This is a genomic window from Nostoc sp. C057 (assembly GCF_013393925.1).
GTDB lineage: Bacteria > Cyanobacteriota > Cyanobacteriia > Cyanobacteriales > Nostocaceae > Nostoc > Nostoc muscorum_A.
Genome location: NZ_CP040281.1, coordinates 3,588,127 through 3,606,025 on the forward strand (window position 1 = coordinate 3,588,127; position 17,899 = coordinate 3,606,025).

At 44.2% G+C, this 17,899-nt stretch carries 18 protein-coding genes; 5 read left to right on the plus strand and 13 right to left on the minus strand.

Annotation, left to right across the window (positions count from 1 at the left end):
* Window positions 1–10 precede the first annotated feature (10 nt).
* Together ctaD and FD724_RS15530 are read right to left on the minus strand one after the other, a co-directional pair.
* Entirely contained in the window at window positions 11–1,747 is a 1,737-nt protein-coding gene (gene ctaD / locus FD724_RS15525; protein ID WP_179075524.1) for a cytochrome c oxidase subunit I, read from the minus strand.
* A 67-nt stretch (window positions 1,748–1,814) separates the two neighbouring features.
* Window positions 1,815–2,897 carry a cytochrome c oxidase subunit II gene (locus tag FD724_RS15530; protein WP_179073240.1) on the minus strand — a complete coding sequence of 361 codons (1,083 nt, stop codon included), beginning with the start codon at window positions 2,895–2,897 and terminating at the stop codon, window positions 1,815–1,817.
* Window positions 2,898–3,475: 578 nt separating this feature from the next.
* On the opposite strand from FD724_RS15530, the gene FD724_RS15535 reads away from it, so the two are divergent.
* Together FD724_RS15535 and FD724_RS15540 are read left to right on the plus strand one after the other, a co-directional pair.
* Entirely contained in the window at window positions 3,476–4,411 is a 936-nt protein-coding gene (locus FD724_RS15535) for a heme A synthase (protein ID WP_179073241.1), read from the plus strand.
* 222 nt (window positions 4,412–4,633) lie between these two features.
* Window positions 4,634–5,587, plus strand: coding sequence for a heme o synthase (locus FD724_RS15540; protein ID WP_179073242.1), 954 nt, complete (start codon window positions 4,634–4,636; stop codon window positions 5,585–5,587).
* Between the two features lie 78 nt (window positions 5,588–5,665).
* On the opposite strand, the gene FD724_RS15545 is transcribed toward FD724_RS15540, so the two are convergent.
* The 6 genes from FD724_RS15545 to FD724_RS15570 all read right to left on the minus strand — a co-directional run bounded on the left by FD724_RS15545 (window position 5,666) and on the right by FD724_RS15570 (window position 11,869).
* The gene (locus tag FD724_RS15545) at window positions 5,666–5,809 is read right to left on the minus strand and encodes a hypothetical protein (protein ID WP_179073243.1); all 144 of its coding nucleotides are present in this window, start codon (window positions 5,807–5,809) and stop codon (window positions 5,666–5,668) included.
* Complete coding sequence (locus tag FD724_RS15550; protein WP_179075525.1) at window positions 5,806–7,182, minus strand: AAA family ATPase; 1,377 nt, start codon at window positions 7,180–7,182, stop codon at window positions 5,806–5,808. The genes FD724_RS15545 and FD724_RS15550 overlap by 4 nt, the downstream gene beginning before the upstream one ends.
* Window positions 7,183–7,910: 728 nt before the next feature.
* Entirely contained in the window at window positions 7,911–9,041 is a 1,131-nt protein-coding gene (locus FD724_RS15555; protein ID WP_179073244.1) for a hypothetical protein, read from the minus strand.
* A complete protein-coding gene (locus tag FD724_RS15560; protein ID WP_179073245.1) occupies window positions 9,038–9,994 on the minus strand; it encodes a MoxR family ATPase in 957 nt (318 codons plus the stop codon). The genes FD724_RS15555 and FD724_RS15560 overlap by 4 nt, the downstream gene beginning before the upstream one ends.
* Window positions 9,979–10,959, minus strand: coding sequence for a hypothetical protein (locus FD724_RS15565; RefSeq protein WP_179073246.1), 981 nt, complete (start codon window positions 10,957–10,959; stop codon window positions 9,979–9,981). Before FD724_RS15565 ends, FD724_RS15560 begins: the two co-directional genes overlap by 16 nt.
* A gap of 40 nt (window positions 10,960–10,999) precedes the next feature.
* The gene (locus FD724_RS15570) at window positions 11,000–11,869 is read right to left on the minus strand and encodes a CHAT domain-containing protein (RefSeq protein ID WP_179073247.1); all 870 of its coding nucleotides are present in this window, start codon (window positions 11,867–11,869) and stop codon (window positions 11,000–11,002) included.
* A gap of 413 nt (window positions 11,870–12,282) precedes the next feature.
* On the opposite strand from FD724_RS15570, the gene FD724_RS15575 reads away from it, so the two are divergent.
* Complete coding sequence (locus tag FD724_RS15575; protein WP_179073248.1) at window positions 12,283–13,158, plus strand: MBL fold metallo-hydrolase; 876 nt, start codon at window positions 12,283–12,285, stop codon at window positions 13,156–13,158.
* A gap of 98 nt (window positions 13,159–13,256) precedes the next feature.
* Here the strand turns inward: FD724_RS15575 and FD724_RS15580 are convergent, their stop codons facing one another.
* Window positions 13,257–13,406, minus strand: a complete 150-nt coding sequence (locus FD724_RS15580; RefSeq protein ID WP_179071157.1) for a hypothetical protein — start codon at window positions 13,404–13,406, stop codon at window positions 13,257–13,259.
* 113 nt (window positions 13,407–13,519) lie between these two features.
* Between FD724_RS15580 and dhaK the strand changes: the two genes are divergently transcribed.
* Both dhaK and dhaL read left to right on the plus strand, forming a co-directional pair.
* Window positions 13,520–14,596 (plus strand): dihydroxyacetone kinase subunit DhaK, encoded by a 1,077-nt coding sequence (gene dhaK / locus FD724_RS15585; RefSeq protein ID WP_179073249.1) that lies wholly within the window; start codon window positions 13,520–13,522, stop codon window positions 14,594–14,596.
* Between the two features lie 44 nt (window positions 14,597–14,640).
* The gene (gene dhaL, locus FD724_RS15590; protein WP_179075526.1) at window positions 14,641–15,288 is read left to right on the plus strand and encodes a dihydroxyacetone kinase subunit DhaL; all 648 of its coding nucleotides are present in this window, start codon (window positions 14,641–14,643) and stop codon (window positions 15,286–15,288) included.
* 22 nt (window positions 15,289–15,310) lie between these two features.
* On the opposite strand, the gene FD724_RS15595 is transcribed toward dhaL, so the two are convergent.
* From FD724_RS15595 to FD724_RS15610, 4 genes are all read right to left on the minus strand, one after another.
* Window positions 15,311–15,904: a nucleoside triphosphate pyrophosphatase gene (locus FD724_RS15595; protein ID WP_179073250.1), complete on the minus strand. Its 594-nt coding sequence runs from the start codon at window positions 15,902–15,904 to the stop codon at window positions 15,311–15,313.
* Between the two features lie 103 nt (window positions 15,905–16,007).
* Window positions 16,008–16,553, minus strand: coding sequence for a photosystem II reaction center PsbP (gene psbP, locus FD724_RS15600; RefSeq protein WP_114080420.1), 546 nt, complete (start codon window positions 16,551–16,553; stop codon window positions 16,008–16,010).
* Between the two features lie 42 nt (window positions 16,554–16,595).
* Complete coding sequence (locus tag FD724_RS15605; RefSeq protein WP_147262433.1) at window positions 16,596–16,808, minus strand: hypothetical protein; 213 nt, start codon at window positions 16,806–16,808, stop codon at window positions 16,596–16,598.
* 134 nt (window positions 16,809–16,942) lie between these two features.
* On the minus strand, window positions 16,943–17,809 hold the full coding sequence (locus tag FD724_RS15610; RefSeq protein ID WP_179073251.1) for an aldo/keto reductase: 867 nt from the start codon (window positions 17,807–17,809) through the stop codon (window positions 16,943–16,945).
* Between the last annotated feature and the right edge of the window lie 90 nt (window positions 17,810–17,899).

Sequence of the window (17,899 nt, forward strand, 5' to 3'; positions counted from 1 at the left end):
AGTCGCAAGTTTATTTGCGGTCTTCGGGATTGGCAGCAACGGCTGGATCGGGTTCTGCTCTTAATACTGAGTTTGGCCCACCAGACAAGATTGGATTGGGATCGTATAAGGGTACATCTTCATTAGCCCTTTCCAAACCGTAGTCGTAGGGGCCTGTAGCCAGCACTGGGGTTTGATCAAAATTTTCGATCGCAGGTGGTGAAGTTGTCATCCATTCTAAGGTAAGTGCCCTCCAAGGATTATTAGCAGCTTTCTCACCGTACAACCAACTCCAAACCGCATTGATGATGAAGGGGAATGTCGAAATTGCCAGTATGTAAGAACCATACGTACAAATTTCGTTCAATGTGGTGAATTTGGGATCGTATTGGGCAATGCGGCGATTCATGCCCATTAAACCCAGTTTGTGCATAGGTAAGAAGGTCATGTTTAGACCGACAATAGTCAAGGCAAAATGAACCTTACCCCAAAATTCGTTGATCATCCGTCCCGTCATTTTTGGGAACCAGTGGTAAATGGCGGCAAAAATCCCTAGCACGCTACCACCAAATAGCACATAGTGCAAGTGGGCTACCACAAAATAGGTGTCGTGAACGTGAATGTCAAAGGGCACTGATGCCAACATCACGCCACTGATCCCACCGATTACAAAAGTGCCGACAAAGCCGATAGCGAACAACATCGCACTGTTAAGCTGGATTTTTCCACCCCACATGGTTGCTAACCAGCTAAATATTTTAATCCCCGTGGGTACAGCGATGATCATGGTGGTGATCATAAAGAACATCCGTAACCAACCGGGGATACCACTGGTAAACATGTGGTGCGCCCAGACGATTAGCCCCAAAAAGCTGATTGCTAGAGATGAATAAGCGATCGCTTTATAGCCAAAAATCGGCTTGCGGGAATGCACGGGGATAATTTCTGAAATTGCTCCAAAGAAGGGCAAAATCATGATGTAAACGGCTGGGTGGGAGTAAAACCAGAACATGTGCTGGTATACAACCGGGTCGCCACCGCCAGTTGGGTTAAAAAATGTTGTCCCGGCAATTAAGTCAAAAGAAAGCAGAATCAGACCGGCTGCAAGAACTGGGGTGGATACTAAAACTAGCGCCGAAGTTGCAAACATTGCCCAGCAGAACAAGGGCATTTTGTGTATGTCCATGCTGGGGATACGCATTTTTAGCAATGTCACCAGGAAATTTATCGACCCCAAAATTGAGGACGTACCCAGCAGCAGGACACTCATAATCCAAATGCCTTGCCCCACTTGTCCTGTTACCAAACTCAGGGGAGGGTAGGAAGTCCAACCCGCATCCGGTGCATCGCCTACCGCTAAACTGGCGATCAGCAATATACCCGCAGGGGGGATCATCCAAAAGGCAACAGCATTCAGCCGAGGAAATGCCATATCTTTTGCCCCAATCATCAGGGGAATTAGATAGTTAGCAAACCCTGCCCCGGTTGGCACGATCCACAAGAAAATCATGATCGTGGCGTGCAGCGTAAACAGACTGTTGTAGACTTCTGGGGTAACAAAATCTACCTCTGGGGTTCGTAGTTCAGTACGAACCAAGTCAGCCATTACGCCGCCAATGCAGTAGAAAATAAACGAAGTGACTAGGTATTGAATCCCAATCACCTTATGGTCGGTTTGAAAGCCAAAGAAGTCTTGCCATTTTCTGATCCCTGGTTCCTCAAGAAGGGCAGGGATATTGGCAGTTTCTTGCAACTGAGCTTGTGTCATAGTCATTAGTCATTAGTCATTAGTCATTGGTCATTAGTCACTGGATTTTGACTAAATAACATATTGACTAATGGTGAACTTGATGAAGGATTTCTGGCTTAATTCCCATTTCCTTGGTGTAAGGAGCAAGAAAATCATTTGGGGATAAATTCGCTGGGTTAACAGCAACGGCTTGATTTAGTGTTTCTTTGCTGGCAACTAGCTGTTCTTGCATCCATTTGGCAAATGCTTCTTCTGACTCAACAACTACTGGCGCTCTCATTGCACCGTGGTAGGGGCCACAAAGTTCGGCACAGATTAGGACATAATCTCCTGCTGTTTTGGGGGTGAAGCGAATCTCGCTTTGTCTACCAGGGATCGCATCTTGTTTCAGGCGGAACTCTGGCACCCAGAAAGCATGGATGACATCGTTGGCTGTCATATTGATTTCCACTTCTCGCCCGATGGGAACGTGCATTTCACCTGTAGTTATACCAGTTTCAGGATAGGTGAAAATCCAGGCATATTGTAGACCTGTGACGTTGACCTGTAATTGTGCTGGTTTGCCTGCTTTATCAGGACTTCCCCCAATTGTTGGAGCAACACTACCGACACCTGGGGCATTCCGCAGTTGGGGAATTTGGTCAGCATTGCGGACTTCTGCGGTAGCTGGGTCTTGCATTGCCTCATCAGATTTTTCTTGATTGAGGTTAGGTTCGGTGCTGGGAGGAGTATCGCTTAAAGTTGCGGCCATCGCACTTCCAGGCATTGCCATAGACTCCTGATTCATCGGCGCTTGATGGATGGCATGGGGATCAAAGCCACCGATTTCGTTGTAGACATCAAAGCTGTAAACAGAAATACCGATAACGATAATTGCTGGGATCGCCGTCCAGAGAATTTCTAGAGGTATATTGCCCTCAACTGGTGGGCCGTCTTCATTGTCACCTGCACGCCGACGGTATTTAAATGCGGAGTAAATCAAAATACCTTCAACTAACAGGAATATACCTGTAGAAACGATCATCATCGCGTTGAACAGACCATCCACCAAGACGGCTTCATCCGTGGCTGCTGCTGGCAACAGACCGTGATTTTGACCGTACCAAAGGCTGGCTAGCGTTAGCACGATGCCAATGAGTAATGTCCAGATTGAACTTGGAATCTTCACGGCTTACTTAATTGAATTTACTACGTTATCTTAAAGCTGCCCACTTACTAAGGTAGTCTAGGCTGGAAGGCATAGAGTCCAAAGGTCTGAAATTTTTATTAATTTTTTTAACTATTTTACTAATGTTGGGTACAAGGTGACTATCAGGAGGCAGAAGGCAGGATAGCGAAGCGTTAGCGAGTCCGCGAGCGTCGGCAGGGGGCAGGAGGTAGAGGGGAGGAGTAACCCAGATGCATTTAAAAGCATGGGTATTGAACCACTGGGTTTTATACTCAAAACTGAAGTTTTCATTCATAATTATTTCCTTCTGCCTCCTACCCCCTAACTTCTGCCTTCTCCTAAAATCAGTGGGAAAATTTAAGGAAAAATTTAGAATGTTTAAATTAATTGTGATTAATCAATTTTTCACATCTTGAAAAATACCTAAAGCTTCAGACAGAACCTTCCTAGAGTGATTCAAAGTATAAGTGAGTGCTAATCTATAAACCCTTAGCCTATACGCTAGGGTGAAGATGGGACACTAAAAGAAAATTGAAAATTTTAAGAGAGCCACCAAGAGCGGGCAGAAGGTATCATTCATGAGCGAATTTGTCCTACAACAACAAAATGAAGCGGCAGTTGAGCAGCAAAAGCCCAAGGAAATGATTCGGCGCTTGGTGTGGAAAATGTGCATAGCCACCTTAATTTTGATGGCAATAGGCAGTGCCACCCGCGTGATGAATGCTGGACTTGCTTGCCCAGACTGGCCCTTATGCTATGGCGAACTTGTGCCAGCCAAGCAAATGAATCTCCAGGTGTTCCTAGAGTGGTTTCACAGATTGGATGCAGCTTTAATTGGTTTAAGCGCGATCGCACTTTTTGGTTTGTCCTGGTGGCATCGTCGTTTATTACCCAGATGGCTGCCTTGGGCATCCACATTCGCCCTATTTTTAATCGTCTTCCAAGGCATCTTGGGAGGACTCACCGTTACCGAACTGTTGCGGTTTGATATTGTTACTGCTCATTTAGGAACGGCGCTGTTATTTTTTTGCACCCTTTTGATTATCGGCACGGCACTCACTCCCTATCAGGGGACTGGAACCGTTGGGAAATTGCCTTGGGTAGGTTTAACTGCTGCTATTCTGGTTTACCTGCAAAGTCTGCTAGGTGCTTTGGTAGGCTCTCGCTGGGCGCTACACCAATGCTTCGGTGGTTCTCAACTTTGTACTGTAATGTACAGCCATATTGCTGGTTTGGTGCCGCCAACAGTGACAACCTTGGCAATGGTATTTATCTGTTGGCGTACACCAGCACTACATCCAGCCTTGCGGCGACTGGCAAATATAGCTGGTGGTTTGTTGACCTTACAAATTTTGTTGGGATTCGCCACTTTCAAATTACATCTCCAAGTCGAGCCTCTCACCGTCTCTCACCAAGCTATAGGAGCAGCTTTGTTAGGTACTTTGGTGGCTTTCACAGTTCTCGCACAGCGTGACTCAGTTAGTGCTGATTCACGTGTCCTGAGTGTTGAGTAGGGAATAGGGCATTGGGAATGGGGCATTGGGCATTGGGCATTGGTTCTTCTCCCTAATCTCCCCTGCTCCCTGCTCCCCACTCCCCACTCAACGATGAAGGACGCAACGGCGAGTATTGCGACCCAACTAGGGACAGGAAATCTGTGTTTTTATTTGCCTGAAAGAGCCAGCTTGAGCGTGGGCTGCATATAAGTTGTTGAAAAATAAGGAACCAGAGCCAAAATGATTGAGACTAATGTCTCTCGCCACCACGAAACATTTTTCCAGGTAGTTCAAAGTTATTACCAGCTAACAAAGCCTCGGATTATTCCGTTGCTTTTGATTACGACGGCTGGGAGTATGTGGATTGCTGCTAAGGGAGAAGTAGACCCATTGCTGTTGCTAGTAACTCTCACTGGTGGCACTTTGGCTGCTGCAAGCGCCCAGACGATTAACTGTATCTACGATCGCGATATTGATTATGATATGGAGCGGACGCGCCATCGTCCGATGCCTTCCGGTAAGGTGCAACCGCGCGATGCTCTAATTTTTGCGATCGCACTGGCGACGATTTCCTTTACACTTTTGGCAGTATTTGCCAACCTGTTAGCCGCCTTGCTAGCCTTCTCTGGCATCGTCTTTTATATTTTGGTCTATACCCACTGGCTAAAACGCCACACCACCCAAAATATTGTTGTTGGTGGCGCGGCTGGGGCAATTCCGGCGTTAGTGGGTTGGGCTGCTGTCACGGGCACATTAAGCTGGTCAGCATGGTTAATTTTTGGCATCGTCTTTCTGTGGACACCACCCCATTTCTGGGCTTTAGCTCTGATGATTCGGGACGATTACGCAAAGGTGGGGATACCAATGCTACCTGTGATTGAAGGTGATACGGCAACAGTGCGGCAAATCTGGTATTACACCCTGCTTACCGTAGTTGCAACCGTGTTATTAGTTTATCCCTTGGGCGCAAGTGGAATTCTTTATGCCGCGATCGCTGTAAGTCTGGGAGGATTATTTATCCACAAGTCTTGGCGGTTGTTGCAAAATCCAGAGGATCGCGCTGTAGCTAAAGAGTTGTTTCTCTTTTCCATCTCCTACATGATGCTGTTGTGTCTGGGGATGGTAGTTGATAGTCTTCCCGTTACCCATAATCTAATTAGTGCGGTGATTAATCATCTGCATTTTATTGGATAGGGGATGGAAAATTTAGCGATCGCGTTTGGTAAAGGGGCGCGATCGCATTTCAGAAGATTTAAGACCTTCTTATGAAAATTAGTTACGTAAACGAACTCTTTGGCGCACATGAAGATACATATTCCGCAATAATAAGCAATCCTGATTTCCGCGTAAGTTTTGATAAGCTTCTTCGGGTTCAGGTTGTAAATCATCATCCCAATCACTTAAATTTGGGTTCATAAAAGTTTTGCTACAGCTTCCTTAAATTCTGGAATTTCTTGAATCAATGGATGAATATCAAACCAACGTTGCATCTCTCCATCATCATCCAAATAGCGGTATTCTAAAAGACATCGGTTATACAACAAACTCCAATACAAGTCATCATTAATAATGCGCTTTGAAAGTGATACTTCCGCTAACAAACTCCATTGATGATTTTCCACAGCGCGGCGATAAGTATCTCTGGCTTGAGTAATTGCTCGTCGCACCGCCTTTTCTGAAATAGGTAACTCTTCAGTGCGCCCAATGGCATCTTGAGTTAACAATAGCAAATTCCTCACATGACCTCCACTCATCAAACAAAGTCTGTCTAAGGTTTGGGAACTATCAAAAATTTCCTTCTCTAGTGATAGTTCGGGGGCAATTTGCCGCACTCGCTTGTTAATTACTTCTTTAACTTTCTTGAGTCCTGGCTGATAAACTTCGCCCTTGAGAGTGTTTACCATAATCATCGGCAAAATTTGGGGGTCGCCGTAGATATCTCTGAGGTCTGTTGCCCTGGTAGAATAAACCATTGAAATGGGGACAGTGTAAATCAAATGGCAATCTAAAGCTTGGAGTTGTTCGCTGCGGTCTAAAAAAACTTCCTCATAGTTGGTGCGTTCTCCGTCTTTGACTAACACCATCCGGTCTAAGTTATCGACAATTACTGCCAGTTTATTGTAGCCATTAGGTAAGTTCTGTTTTGCATCCACCAGGAATTCATTTAACACCTGAATTAAAGTGACAGTGTAAATATCAACTTTTTGGCGAATATTCTGGCGTAATTCAGGAACAGCCCTTAAATTTGCGGTCAATTTGGCGAATTGAGTTAGCTGGGTTTCTACTCCCAGACTCTCAAATTCTATAGGAGTCTGCGCCAAATCTTTCAAATCTTCCCAACGACCTTTCAACCACTCAAGTATAGGGCGAGGGCTGGCAATTTCTTTTAAATCTTTGAGCAAATGGCGGGTACAGGCGAGGAGTATATCTGTATATTGGGCATCTTCAAAAACGATATCCTCTTCATCAGCCGCAAAATACACAACATAAAATTCCCGATTTTCTAAATATTTCTTTAACCTAAGTAATTCTGTAGACTTCCCCGCACCCCGATGACCAGAATACAATTGACAAGTATTTGTATTTGCCAATCGCATCCGATTTCCCAACTCTTGTTCAATATCCGCATCTCCGCGCACATCCTGACAATCTACATATTTTGGATCGCCTGCGGGTAAGGGTTCAAAGGGGTTAAAAGCACTATAGAGTTTTACGAGTAAATTAGGGTCGAATGTGCGATCGCTTTTTTCAGAAGGGGATTGTTTATTTGTTTCTCTTGTTTGCGCCAAGATTGGACTAGGAATCGGCAGGTTTACTCCAGCAACACGTATTTGAGGCTCTTGATTTGCTAGTAAACTTGTCATCTCGGCTATTGCACGTTCTTGGTTCCCACGGACAAATTTTGCCATCCCGCGAGCATAAATTAGTAGCGGCTGGAATTCTACTAATGGCTCTGCAAAAGTTTCCACCAGCGATGCCATACGAATCCACTCTGCCTTTTCCTCTAACTTCAACCTTGCAAGAACTGATGCTAAATCTCTCGCTGCCTCACTTGGTCGCGTATAGGCTAACGCTGTCCACTTCTGAGCCTGAGCAAAATCACGAATATCCGGGTCGTAGCTCTCAAGTTGCTGCCGCACATAGGTAAGTAAAAAATCAGATAATTCATTAATCCGCTTTTCACCAAAACGAGGATTCTCTCTCAACTTTCTCAACAGGTCATTTCGCACTGCTGTATCCATCTCATAGAGTTCATGTCCCACCTCATTGCAAAGGCTAGAAAGTAGTAAATCAGCCACAGCCATCCAAGGGATACTTAGTACTTCACGATTAATATCTCGTTGAAAATTCGCCCACAGGCGGTAGAGTAAATCTGGGGTGAGGGCTAACGGAAAAGCAGCATGGTAAGCCAGATAGAGGTGCGCTTCCCCGAAGCGTTGACCAAAAGACTCAATTCGACGACTAGTGACTTCTGCTTTCATGCTTTCTACCCTTAAAATACTCCCAGTTAGATTTATTACAGCCCGTACCTTAATTGTGTATTGATTCCCCGACCACGCAAAACATCGATCGCACCATCAAAACCCTGTCGGCTAACTTCAAACATCGGCACTAAACAGGCTATTTCTCCCGATGTTGTGCCAAACCAGCGCTCTGTTGCCATTGGATTCAGCCATGCAATATAACGCGATCGCTGTTTCAACTGGTCTAAAAATTTTTGGGTTAACTCTAGCCGTTCCAGACTAAAACCGCCCCGTGCTGCTCCCCCATCACTAAAAATTAATACAGCAGAACGCTCTGGGCGCAACTGAGCTAGAAAATCTGTGACAGCTTCGGCTTTTTGGCGCGTCTGGTCATGGTAAAGATACTTAGTTGGGCAATTGTGAAAGTAGTAAATACTAGCTTTTCCTAAGCGTCCGCCTCGTAATGCTGTCTGGGCTAATCGCTGGGATAGTGCGTGAAAGGGAACCATCGATCCCTTATGATCAATCAGCAACAGCAGTTCAGTTCTATTCACCCGACTGGGCATCAGTACAGGCTCTAGCAAAACCCCCTGCCGTACCACTTGCTCAATAGTTGCCTCTATGTCTAACTCTGTGTGCAAGCCTTGGCGTACCATTCGGCGTAAATGCCGCCAGCTTTGTTTCATCTGCCGCCGCGTCACTGGAAAATACTCATCGGTTTCGGTAAAGCGATTAACAGTAATTTCCTCATTTTTTTGAGTAGTAATCTGTACTGCTTCAGCCACTTGCATCTCATCCTGTACTTCCATCAATTCCGATGAAACGGGTACAGTGGCAGGTGTTGTATTGGGTGACTCAGGCGAATAATTATCGTCACTTTCTACCGCTTCTTGCATTCTGGAAGACGTTTTCTCTTCTTCCTTCCTGACAAAAGGTTTTACAGGATAAGGTTCTGTTATTACCTGTTGAAAATGATAGTTGAACAGGTGTTCTTCATCCTGGGATTTTACCCACAAGGTACGGCACATTTCTGCTAACGCTTCTTGATCAGTCGTGCCAAAGCCTTTCTGTAAAGCTGTCAAAACAAGACGGTATTCATCGATACCCAAGGGCAAACCTGCCTCGCGCAGTTGTGTAAAAAGCTCAAGCAGTGGTAGTTCTTCGTGGTGAGCTTTTATCTTCATGCTTCTGGTTGCGATCGCATCTGTTCACCATAACGGCGATAATCATCCCAACTCTTTAGTAACACCCCAGGATACAGAAGTTCTGTTTTTAACTTGTTGAGAATTTGATCATCTTGATGATGACTAAGAATCCGCACCCAATCCATCAGTTCGCTGGTACTGACCTTTTTGCCTGCTTCGCCCTTGTCCCGCCGCATCTCTTCGCGCAGTTCTAAAAAGCGGTCAATAATTGCGTCCACTAATTCCAACGGTGAAACCGAAAACCGAGTTTTAACAATCTCGATTAACTGCTGACGTTCAGGGAATTTGACATAGTGAAATAGACAACGACGTAAGAAGGCATCAGGCAAGTCTTTCTCATCATTACTAGTTATAAAAACAATTGGTGTTGCCTTTGCCTGGATTTTCTTGAGCAGACTGTTTTGTTTTACTTCCGTGACTTCAAACCTTTGCTCATCAAGCTCTAACAGCAGATCGTTAGGAAAGTCAATGTCAGCTTTATCTATTTCATCAATCAAAACTACAGTTGGCTGCTCGTTGCGAAAGGCACGTCCTAACGGGCCCCACTCTACGTAGGCATCAGCATTTTTTGCTTTGACTGCGGCTTCTTCATCTATTTTGGAGGCAGCAAGTTGAGCATCCCGCAATCTGCCAACGGCATCATAAGTATAAAGACCATCCCGCGCTCGACTAGTAGATTTGATGTACCAAGCTTCATAAGGTAAACCCAACTCATAAGCCACAGCACGAGCCAATTTTGTTTTGCCGCATCCTGGTTCTCCCTTCAATAGTAAGGGGCGTTCGAGAGCGATCGCTAAATTCACAGCCTCTACCAATTTCTCACTAGGCAGGTAGGGATACAAGATTTGCCCCGTCTCAGGGTCTTGTTCTCCTGGCTGGGGTTGAACCTCACCTATGTATTTCAGCCGCTTGCCGTCTAAAGTTCTAACCACCGGGTTTCTTCCTCCTGCCAGTTACAGCCACACAAACCAAAAATTTCAGCAAACACACGCTCTGGAATGCCTTCACTCTTCTCTAGAATCACCTGAACTGTATAGTCAATTTTTTTAGTCATCTGGATTGGTAGAACATCAATTGCATTTTCCATCCAGTTAACCAAGACTTCCTCAGATAAGGGATCAATCATCGGTAGCCTAATGGGAATATGGGGTTTCCATACCAGATCGAGCTGATCTGCAAACTCAAGATTCCAAGTGTTGACACAACCATCTTGGTCAAGCAAAAACATCAGTAGAAAAAATTCGTTGCTTGAGCAAATTGTCTGTGGGGTTGAATTTACCAGGGGCAACCAAAAATCACGGATTAATGCGTACAGATAGGTTTCATCGATGCAATCGAGATCGTGAAAAACTAGGATGATGTGTTGAGTTTTCAATTGAGCTACTACATTCCTGGCAATCTCCTCATGGGATGAAAAATCTTGTACTCCAATCCGACGACCCAACTCTCTCCATAGGGCTGCAATATCAGTCCTAAGTGCCCGGCGTGAGAGATAAAATGTGATTGGGGGAGTCACCGTACTTTCAGGAATTTTCTGTAACAAACGCTTTAGTAACCAGATTTGACCATATTCTGGTGAACCATGAACTAAGAAAGCTCCTATACGTTTTTCTGTAATAAATTCTCTGAATAACTGTACCTGTGCAATGTAGTTGAGGCGAAACAGTTCACTGTGTATTGGCTCACTCTTGCAAGACCTCTCAATAATCTGAATCTGCTTCAGGAGGCGATCGCGTTCTTTCTCAACCCGCTCAATTTCCTTGTCAAGCTGAAAAGCTACTAAAGTCCCTGCTTGGATAGCGGAATCAATCCGCAAGCGACTTATCTTTTCGCTGAGGAGATCGTATTGTTGTTGAAGTTCTTCCCGTCTTTGCTGTAAGTGCCTAATTAAGGACATCAGTGAGTTTTAATACCCAACTATTGAGATATTACTATTTTTATTGCAGGCTATTTTCTAGCTGCTCAATCCGTTGAGTAAGTTGTGTTCTTTCAGCTTCAGCATTTTCAATCTGCTTTTCTAACTGAAACTTGACGACAGTGCCGGATTCTATCACTAAATCCAACCGTAGGCGGCTCAATTTCTGACTTAATAAATCATACTGTTGCTGGAGGCTTTCGATTTCCTGTAAAATTCGCTGCCTTTGCCCCAGATTTAAACTAGTTGACTGTGCATTTGGTACTCCACCTGATTTGTTCGAGTCTATCTGCTGTACCTCTAAGAGCGGAGACACTGAGTTTTGTTTGGTGTACAGAACTGGAGTCAAATGTTCTGCAATGCCTTGCAATCTAATTTCGACACAACCGAACTTGTAAGCTTGATCTATCGTCCGCCTTGCTGCCAATGCTTTGTAAAAACCAACAGCAAAAGCGATCGCGGCTTGATCTCCAATTTCTTTATTCATGCCAATGACAAAAGAAATATGTTGTGCGATCGCTTTTGCTTGAGCTTCGGAATAGCACGCATTCAACACCACACAATTTATTTGATCGGCTACTAGTTCAAATAACGCCGCTAGAGCATCGGGTTGTACAGGTTGGTACTTTCCCAGTAAATCTTCAAAACAAAGCTCACCTGTACTGGTTCCATGTCCAGAAAAATGCACAATCTGCGGCTCAACATCGAATATTGCTTGGCTAATATCTCCCGGACGTACAGATTCACGCGAGTCTAGAATAAATCTGTCTCGCTCTTTTGCTAGTTGCAGTTTTTCATGAATATCACGCAACTCTTGCCCCAAGCGTAATCGTGTAGCATTACTGGGATCTGCTGCCAGAAACAGAATTTTGATTTGACCATTACTGCTCATTTAGATGATCAACCCAGAGTATGATTTTTGACTAAGTTCATTTTCACATAAGTAAAGACCATAATTGTTGCACCTTTACCGCTGTTCTTGTTAAAAACATAAAAATCTTGCATTTAAATTGAGAACTACTCAGAAAACAATCGAATCATTAATCTAGTTCCCAGGAGATAAACAATTTGTTATTAGAGTTAAAGGGATTTGAACAACTGGAATTAGAACAGTAAAGCATATTTGGGAATAAGCAGATGGTGTCTATTAAGTTTTCCCATTTTCTGTTTACTAGGTTTCACGAGTCTTTATATTTTTGAGCAGATTTACTTCTCGTGGCGGCTACAGTCTCAAGTTACTTTTGCTAGCTTATTGATATAGAGTTTATCGCTCCCCAGTAAGCGCCTGGAAGCAAAAGGATTAATATGGCTCATTTAAATCAGCGTCGTCCCCAAAATGTCAACGGCGATTTTTATGTAGATACTACCTGTATTGATTGTGATACCTGTCGCTGGATGACTCCTGAAGTGTTTTCTCGTGTTGATGAACAGTCGGCGGTTTATCATCAACCAACGAATGAAGCAGAAAGATTAGCAGCCCTGGAAGCACTTTTAGCTTGTCCTACTAGTTCTATTGGGACTGTTGAGAAACCAAAAGATATCAAAGATGCTCAACAAAAATTTCCAATATTAGTGGCGGAAAATGTTTACCACTGCGGCTATCATTCTGAAAAATCTTATGGTGCTGCTAGCTATTTAATTCAACTTCCAGAAGGTAACATTTTGGTGGATTCTCCCCGTTTTACGCCGCCTTTAGTCAAGCGTTTAGAAGAACTGGGGCCGATTCGTTATATGTACCTAACTCATAAGGATGATGTGGCAGATCATCAAAAGTTTGCGGAGCATTTTCAGTGCGATCGCATCCTCCACGTTGATGATATTACTGCGGATACTCGCAATGTGGAAATACAGCTAACTGGTTCTGAACCATCTACCTTGACACCAGATTTATTAATTATCCCAGTTCCCGGTCACACCAAAGGACAAACAGTCCTACTCTACAAAAATAAGTTCCTATTCACTGGCGACCATCTCGCTTGGTCAGAAAACTTCCATCAACTGGCTGCATTCCACGATTTCTGCTGGTATTCTTGGTCAGAACAGACTAAATCAATGCGTAACTTGGCTAATTACTCTTTTGAATGGGTACTACCAGGTCATGGACGAAGGTTTCATGCTGATAGGGAAACCATGCGCCAGCAGATGCACAAGTGTATTGAGTTCATGGAATCTTTGGATTGACATTACAGCTATTTTGCAGGTAGACAGACCACGCGGTAGGGGCGCAAGGCCTTGCGCCCCTGTTGATACGGTATACACAAAAGTCTTCTAAAGCTGCCCTACATCTTGACCTGCAATGCTAATGCATCAACCTGCAATGCCAATGTATCGACCTCTAATGCCAATGCATCGACCTGCAATGCTAATGCATCAACCTGCAATGCTAATGTATCAACCTGCAATGCCAATGCATCGACCTCTAATGCCAATGCAACACCAAAGCTTTCTAGAAGAGAGATTTAGACAGAGGTCAGACTCTATTGCATACAAACCAGAAGCGCTATAACCTGGGTTTTAGAACCCTTTTAAGCAAACACGGATTATGAAAAAGCTGATCAACAAGCCGGAAGACTTTGTGCGGGAAAGTCTAGAAGGTATGGCGGCGGCTCATTCCGATTTAATTAAAGTAAACTATGATCCCACTATTGTTTATCGAGCCGATGCGCCGATACAGGGTAAAGTAGCAATTATTTCTGGTGGTGGCAGTGGACATGAACCAATGCACGCTGGCTTTGTGGGCAAAGGAATGCTTGATGCAGCTTGTCCTGGCGAAGTTTTCACTTCACCTACTCCTGACCAAATGCTAGAAGCCGCAAAGCTTTTAGATGGAGGCTCTGGTATCCTTTACATCGTCAAAAACTACAGTGGCGATGTGATGAACTTTGAAATGGCAACAGAGTTAGCCCGTAGTGAAGGCATTCGATCGCTAAATATTTTGATTGATGATGATGTAGCAGTGAAAGATAGCCTCTATACCCAAGGACGGCGGGGTGTGGGAACAACAATATTGGCGGAAAAAATTTGTGGCGCGGCGGCTGAGGCTGGGTATGATTTGCCACAAATAGCAAATTTATGTCGCCGAGTAAATTTGAATGGGCGGAGTATGGGTATTGCTCTAACATCTTGTACAGTCCCCGCCAATGGAACGCCGACATTTGAATTGAGCGATCGCGAAATCGAATTAGGTATCGGTATCCACGGTGAGCCAGGAATAGAACGTACAGTTATCAAAGCAGCAGATGAGATTACCGAAGTTCTAACGCGATCGCTCCTTGAGGATGCACCATACAGCCGCAAACTGCGCGAGTGGGATGAAGACAAAGGAGAATGGGTAGATGTAGAGCTAACAAGTCTACCATTTGCCAAAGGCGATCGGTTATTAGCTTTCGTCAATAGTATGGGTGGAACTCCGGTTTCCGAACTATATATTGTTTACCGCAAACTCGCCCAAATCTGCGAACAGCAAGGATTGCAAATTGTGCGAAACTTAATCGGCCCTTACATCACATCTCTAGAGATGCAAGGTTGCTCCATTACCTTGCTGAAATTAGATGACGAGATGATCCGATTATGGGATGCACCAGTCAAAACACCAAGTTGGCACTGGGGAATTTCATAATTACGAATTACGTTAGCGAAGCGGGGCGTAGCCCATTACGAATTATGTTGAGTCAGGCGCAGATATTACAATGGTTGCAGGCTTATGCAACCGAGATAGAGCAGAATAAAGCATATTTGACAGAATTAGATGCTGCGATCGGAGATGCTGACCACGGTATCAATATGGATCGCGGTTTTAAAAAGGTAAGTACTCAGTTACTAACTCTTAGAGACAAGGACATCAGCAACATTCTCAAAGCTGTAAGTATGACCTTGATTTCTTCCATTGGCGGTGCTAGTGGCCCTCTTTATGGAACCTGGTTTTTACGAGCTAGTACAGCAGTAGTAGATAAGCAAGAATTAACAGAACAAGATGTGTTAGGGCTATTACAGGCAGGTTTAGACGGCGTGCTGCAACGTGGCAAAGCGCAACTAGGAGACAAAACAATGGTGGATGTGCTATCTCCGGCTGTAGTCGCTTTTGGGCAAGCTGTAGGAGAAAGTAAGGGAACGCTGGAAGCGATGCAACAGGCTGTAGCAACAGCCCAAAAGGGGTTACAAGAAACTATACCTATGCAGGCCAAAAAGGGACGGGCTAGCTATCTGGGGGAAAGAAGTATCGGACATCAAGATCCAGGAGGGACTTCTGCTTATTTAATGTTGAAAAGTTTGTTAGAGGTGCTGGAAAGTGGCCAAACAACTGACCATTGAAAATTAACAATCGGCGCAATAACTATTGCCAGAAATCAGTGACATCGTATCCTAGTTCCGCTAATATCTGCCGGAGCAGGGGTAAACTGAGTCCTATTACATTGCTGTGACAGCCTTCAATTTTTTCAACAAAGAAACTACCAAAACCTTCAATGGCAAAGGCTCCAGCACACTTGAGTGGTTCACCTGTGGCAACATAAGCAAGAATTGCGCGATCGCTCATTTGAGCAAAGTAAACTCTTGTAACTTGAGACTTGACTATAATGCGGTTTTGCTCAAGGTCAATTAAAGCGTGACCTGTATACAAGTCGCCAAAGCTACCTTGCATTATCTGCCAACGAGCGATCGCTTCAGAAGTGTCTGCTGGTTTGCCGTAAATTTCACCATTCATGGACAAAACTGAATCACAACCCATAATCAAAGCTGATTCAAACTGCGGGGCTACAGTTTCCGCCTTATATTGGGCAAGAGTTTTGACCAATTCTGCTGGTTCACTTAATTGGATTTGCGACTCGTCAAAGTCACTAGCTCGAACTATTGGTTCAATACCAACAGTTTGCAGCAAGCGGCGACGAGCCGGGGAAGCTGAGGCAAGTACAAAGGGTGGAATTTTCATGAGATTTATAAAAAACTTGTTAATTGGGTATGGGGCATGGGGGATTGGTGATTAAATTTCTTCTCTATCCCCCATTCCCTATTCCCTATTCCCTATTTCCCAATTAATAGACAGTAAATGAATTTACAACCTCATCAATCATTCCTTTAACTCTCTGCCAGCGTTTTTCAGGAATTGAGGCGTTGAGGGTAAAAAGTTTGCCACGGCTAACAGCTACGCTGGCGATGTTATGCCGTTGCTGTTTATTGGGAAGTTTAACCTCATACTCTAAAAGGTAGTACGTTTTACCGTCTACTTCTCGCTCTGCGGCATTGACTAATTCAGCCGAACGACCAGAGTCAGGAGGCGCAAGAGCAGCTTTTCCCAACTTATATCCTACTTCTGTTGGGGTTCCCAATTCTGATAAAGTTTTGCCTTCTGGAACTGGGCTAATCACAACCGAAACGTTTTCAGACACCTCAATCAAATCGTGGAAAACCACATCTGGCCCGTTGGCAACTTTAACTTGCAGCCAGCCGTTAGGATATGAAAACTGATAGCCATCACTAGTGTCTACAAAGCTTTTAAGTCCAGCCGCAGCCGCTATATCAGAATTACTCAGGCTGAAACTCAACACCAATAGCAAAATTAATACAATTCTTTTCCACATTTATACGAGTTCCTTTGGGCTGGGGAGAACACCAGGCTTGCATCATTTATCGTTTTTATTCTCCCACCAAGCGGGACGCTTCGGATGATGCGTTTCGGGGTTGCTTAAGCGATCGTCTGTTTTTGGAAAGACTGTTTCTTTACATATCCCTGATTTCATCAAATACCCGAATAGTAAGTTATTGCGCTGTCTTAAGCTAACTAAAAGTGAGCGTAAATCTTTGACAACTTTTACTAAATCTAAGTAAGTTGGCACAATAAAACCAAACTATGTAAAGAGAAATGAACTAGGCTAAAATCCTTATACCTATTGCCTATTGCCTGTTGTCTATTGCCTTATCTCAACGACAATTATTTACGCTCACTTACTTAAGTTAGCTAGTGAAATGATTAAGTTGCGCGATCAATTTTTTGCACTTCTTCTTCAGATAGTTTCACATTGATAGCTTGTGCTGAGTCTTCAATGCTAGAAACCTTGCTAGCACCAGGAATTGGCAAAATAGCGGGCGATTTGGAGCGTAACCACGCTAGAACGATACTATATACCGACACGCCTTTTTCTTTCGCTAACTTAGCGATCGCCGGAATATCTTGTAAATCCTGATGGCGACGTTTACCACCAAAGGGACTCCAAGGCAAAAATGTCAATTCTTGTTGTTCGCAATACTTCAACACGCCGTCCTTTTCTGGCTGTCGTTGCCAAGGGCTGTATTGATTCTGCACAGAGACAATATCTACTACATCTTGCGCCCGCTTAATTTGTTCAACCGAAAAGTTAGAAACTCCCACAAACCTAATCAAACCTGCCTCCACTGCTTCTTTCACTGGCGCAAGGGATTCTTCAATGGTGTACTTACTATCGGGAGAATGGTATTGCCAAACATCGATGGGTTTAGCACCACCTAACGCCTCAAAACTGACTCGAATTGTTTCGCGCAAATGTTCTGGGTTGCCGTTGCTTGTCCAGTTGCCATCGGGACGCATCAAACCGCCCTTAGTTGCCACAATTACTTGGCTAACATCGCCTTTGTAACTAGTAAGCGCCTTATTAATTAGTCGCTCGTTGTGGTGTTTTTCTGACTCATCTTTGCAGTAAGAGTCGGCAGTGTCAATAAATGTAATACCCAAATCCAAAGCCCGATGAATAACTTCGATTGATTGCGATTCAGGAGGGCGATTAGAGATTGACATGGGCATACCACCCAAACCGATCGCACTCACAAATACACCAGTTTTTCCTAGCTGTTTGGTTTCCATGCTTCTAGCTATAGCTTTCTGACCCAATTATCCCAGCTAGTCAAAGCTTTTTGAGCGATTTATCATAAATCCTCCCTAGTACTTAGATTT